The following is a 3,259-nucleotide window of genomic DNA, read 5'->3' as shown; positions in this document are numbered from 1 at the left end:
CCGTACGACGATTGGGCCCACCAACCGCGGGAGGTGGGCCCCATCGTCGTACGGGCTACGCGGCCGGCTGGGCCAGCCACCCCGGCAGCGCGTCGAAGTCGTCCTGGCCGAGGGCCAGCAGCATGGCGTCCGCGGGCGTCGGCTCGAACGGCTGCCGCAGCAACGGCATTTGAGCCTGCTCCGGAGTACGGTCCGCCTTACGGTGATTGTCCTCCGCGCAGGAGGCCACCGTGTTCAGCCATGAGTCCTGACCGCCCTGGGCACGCGGGACCACGTGGTCCACGGTCGTGGCCCGGCGTCCGCAGTAGGCGCACCGGTGCCGGTCACGTACCAGCACCCCCCGCCTCGACCACGGCGCTTGTCTTCGAAACGGCACGCGGACGTAGCGGCAGAGCCTGATCACCCGGGGCACGGGTATGTCCAGGGCGGCTCCGCGCATGCGCAGTTCGGGGTGGGCCTGCTCGACGACGGCCTTGTCCGTCAGCACCAGAACGACGGCTCGGTTCAACGTCACCGTCGACAACGGCTCAAAGCTCGCGTTCAGTACCAGCGTGTCCCGCATCCAGCCCACCTCCTATGCGCACCGGCCCACCCAACGGCGGGCTGGGATCAACTCTGGCCGGGCACGCCGAGATGGACAACGCAATAAAAAATGCCCGCCCCTGATCACTTCCAAGACCAGAGGCGGGCAAACGTTCTGTGAACGTCAGTCTTCCGCGGGAGCCGCGTACTCGCCGATCAGCTGGGCGCGCGCCAGCGTGTGGAACCGCAGATTGAAGCCGATCACGGCGGGAGAGACATCCGCGTCGGGGCCGAGCTTCTCCTGATCCACGGCGTACACCGTGAACACGTACCGGTGCGCGGGATCCCCGGCCGGCGGCGCGGCGCCGCCGAAGTCCCGGGACCCGTAGTCGTTGCGCACCTGGACGGCACCGTCGGGCAGACCCTCGAACTTGCCGCTGCCCGCGCCCGTCGGCAGCTCCGTCACCGAGGCCGGGATGTCGAACACGACCCAGTGCCAGAATCCGCTGCCCGTCGGGGCGTCCGGATCGAAGCACGTCACGGCGAAGCTCTTGGCCTCCGGCGGGAAACCCTCCCAGCTCAGCTGCGGGGAGGTGTTCCCGGCCGCGTGAACCTGAGCGTCCTTCAGTACCGCGCCCGGCTCGACGTCCTCACTGGTGACCGTGAACGCCGGCACCGGCGGATGGAAGTCGTGCGGGAGCGGCGGCCTCTTGAGCTCGGTCACGTCAGTACCTCCTGGAACGGCGGAATCTCTGCTCCGAGCCTAGAACCAGCTGCGCTTGCTGCCGACCTCCGACAGCCACTGGTTCAGGTAGGCGGCCCAGTCCGTGCCCTGGAAGTCGTGCAGACCCACCTGGAAGGAACGGAACGAGTCGCTGCCCTCGCTGAAGAGGCCCGGCTTCTTGTCCATCTCCAGGATGACGTCCATCGCACGGTCGTCCGCGACGAAGCTCAGCTCCACCTGGTTCAGCCCGCGGTACTGCGACGGCGGGTAGAACTCGATCTCCTGGTAGAACGGCAGCCGCTGACGCGTGCCCCGGATCTGGCCGCGCTCCATGTCCGCGTTCTTGAAGCGGAAGCCCAGCTGGATGAAGGCGTCGAGAATCGCCTTCTGCGCCGGCAGCGGGTGCACATTGATCGGGTCGAGGTCACCCGAGTCGATCGCGCGGGCGATCTCCAGCTCGGTGGTCACCCCGATGTGCATGCCCCGCAGGCTCTGCCCGTCGATCGTGGTGATCGGCGTCTCCCACGGAATCTCGAGCCCGAACGGGACCGAGTGCACGGCACCGGCCTGCAGCTCGAAGGCCCCGCCGAGCCGCAGCTTCGTGAACTCGATGTCCTGCTTGTACTCCTGGTCGTCGTGTCCCTCGACCTCGACCTTGGCCTGCAGACCGACCGACAGACCCTCGATCGACTGGTTGACCGAGCCGCCCTGGATCCGCACCTCACCCTGGACGACGCCGCCCGGAACGGTGTTGGCCTCGGTCAGCACCGTCTCGACCGAAGCCCCACCGGCCCCCATGCTCGCAAGCAGCCGCTTGAACCCCATGTCGTCACTTCCTCCCCAGGCGAAACGCCTGTTCCGTCCTGTGTCCGTATGGATCCCTTGATCCCTACAAACGCGATCCGGCCCCGACCGGTTCCGCGTCCTCACCCTTACAAGGGAGAGGACGCCTGACCACCCCGCCGACAAGCATCCGTCCGGACCACTCCGTACCGCTCCGGACTCCTCCGCAGCGGCGGGACGGCTGGACTACGCTCGTACGCCATGATCGCGGCCCCTGACCGTACGCCCCTGACGCGGGACTTCTTCGACCGCCCCGTGCTGGACGTCGCCCCCGACCTCCTGGGGCGCGTCCTCGTACGCGCCACCCCGGACGGTCCGATCGAACTGCGCCTCACGGAGGTCGAGGCCTACGACGGTCCCGATGACCCCGGTTCGCACGCCTACCGCGGCCGCACGGCCCGCAACGGCGTGATGTTCGGCCCGCCCGGTCATGTGTACGTCTACTTCACCTACGGCATGTGGCACTGCATGAACCTGGTGTGCGGTCCGGAAGGCAGGCCCAGCGGGGTCCTGCTCCGGGCGGGAGAGGTCACCGAGGGCGCTGACCTCGCCCGCAAACGTCGACTCTCGGCCCGAAACGACAAGGAACTGGCCAAAGGGCCGGCACGCCTCGCGACGGCACTCGGGGTGGACCGGTCGCTCGACGGCGTGGACGCCTGCGGTCCCCAGGGCTCGCCCCTGACCCTGCTCAGCGGTACGCCCGTCCCCTCCGACCAGGTACGCAACGGACCACGCACCGGAGTCTCCGGCGACGGAGGCGTCCACCCCTGGCGTTTCTGGGCCGCCAACGACCCCACCGTGAGCCCCTATCGAGCCCATGCGCCCCGCCGCCGCTCAACTTGACGCGCCCCTGGGGGGTCCGTAATGTAGCCCGAGCCGCTTGAACCGGTTACGGCGTTCAGCCAGCAGCCGAGAGCGGCCAACCCACTACCTACCACTTCCCCGCAGCGGGGGCTTATTCGGCGTGCCTGCATGCCTGAATTCGAACCCGCGGAACTCGATTATGAGTCGCCGAGGGAATCGGCTAACGTAGTGAATGTCGAAAGGCCGCGAAACGCGAAAGCGCTAAAAGGCCCGAAGACAAGCCCCGCTGACTGGGAGTCAGGCCCGAAAGGATCTGATAGAGTCGGACTCGCCGGAAAGGGAAACGCGGAAGCGGGAACCTGGAAA

4 protein-coding genes are annotated in these 3,259 nt (G+C 67.9%); 1 reads left to right on the top strand and 3 read right to left on the bottom strand.

The window, feature by feature from the left end; genetic code table 11:
- Nucleotides 1-55: 55 nt before the first annotated feature.
- From ACFWBT_RS42405 to ACFWBT_RS42395, 3 genes are all read right to left on the bottom strand, one after another.
- The gene (locus ACFWBT_RS42405; RefSeq protein WP_266757138.1) at nt 56-562 is read right to left on the bottom strand and encodes an HNH endonuclease; all 507 of its coding nucleotides are present in this window, start codon (nt 560-562) and stop codon (nt 56-58) included.
- A gap of 144 nt (nt 563-706) precedes the next feature.
- Nucleotides 707-1,246, bottom strand: a complete 540-nt coding sequence (locus ACFWBT_RS42400; RefSeq protein WP_385709999.1) for a YbhB/YbcL family Raf kinase inhibitor-like protein — start codon at nt 1,244-1,246, stop codon at nt 707-709.
- A 39-nt stretch (nt 1,247-1,285) separates the two neighbouring features.
- Nucleotides 1,286-2,071 (bottom strand): sporulation protein, encoded by a 786-nt coding sequence (locus ACFWBT_RS42395; protein ID WP_356471534.1) that lies wholly within the window; start codon nt 2,069-2,071, stop codon nt 1,286-1,288.
- Nucleotides 2,072-2,290: 219 nt separating this feature from the next.
- On the opposite strand from ACFWBT_RS42395, the gene ACFWBT_RS42390 reads away from it, so the two are divergent.
- Nucleotides 2,291-2,932 carry a DNA-3-methyladenine glycosylase gene (locus ACFWBT_RS42390; protein WP_385709996.1) on the top strand — a complete coding sequence of 214 codons (642 nt, stop codon included), beginning with the start codon at nt 2,291-2,293 and terminating at the stop codon, nt 2,930-2,932.
- Nucleotides 2,933-3,259: the final 327 nt, after the last annotated feature.

Source organism: Streptomyces sp. NPDC060027 (assembly GCF_042737005.1).
In the GTDB taxonomy this organism is placed as follows: Bacteria; Actinomycetota; Actinomycetes; order Streptomycetales; family Streptomycetaceae; genus Streptomyces.
This window is presented reverse-complemented; position numbering and strand designations above follow the sequence as displayed.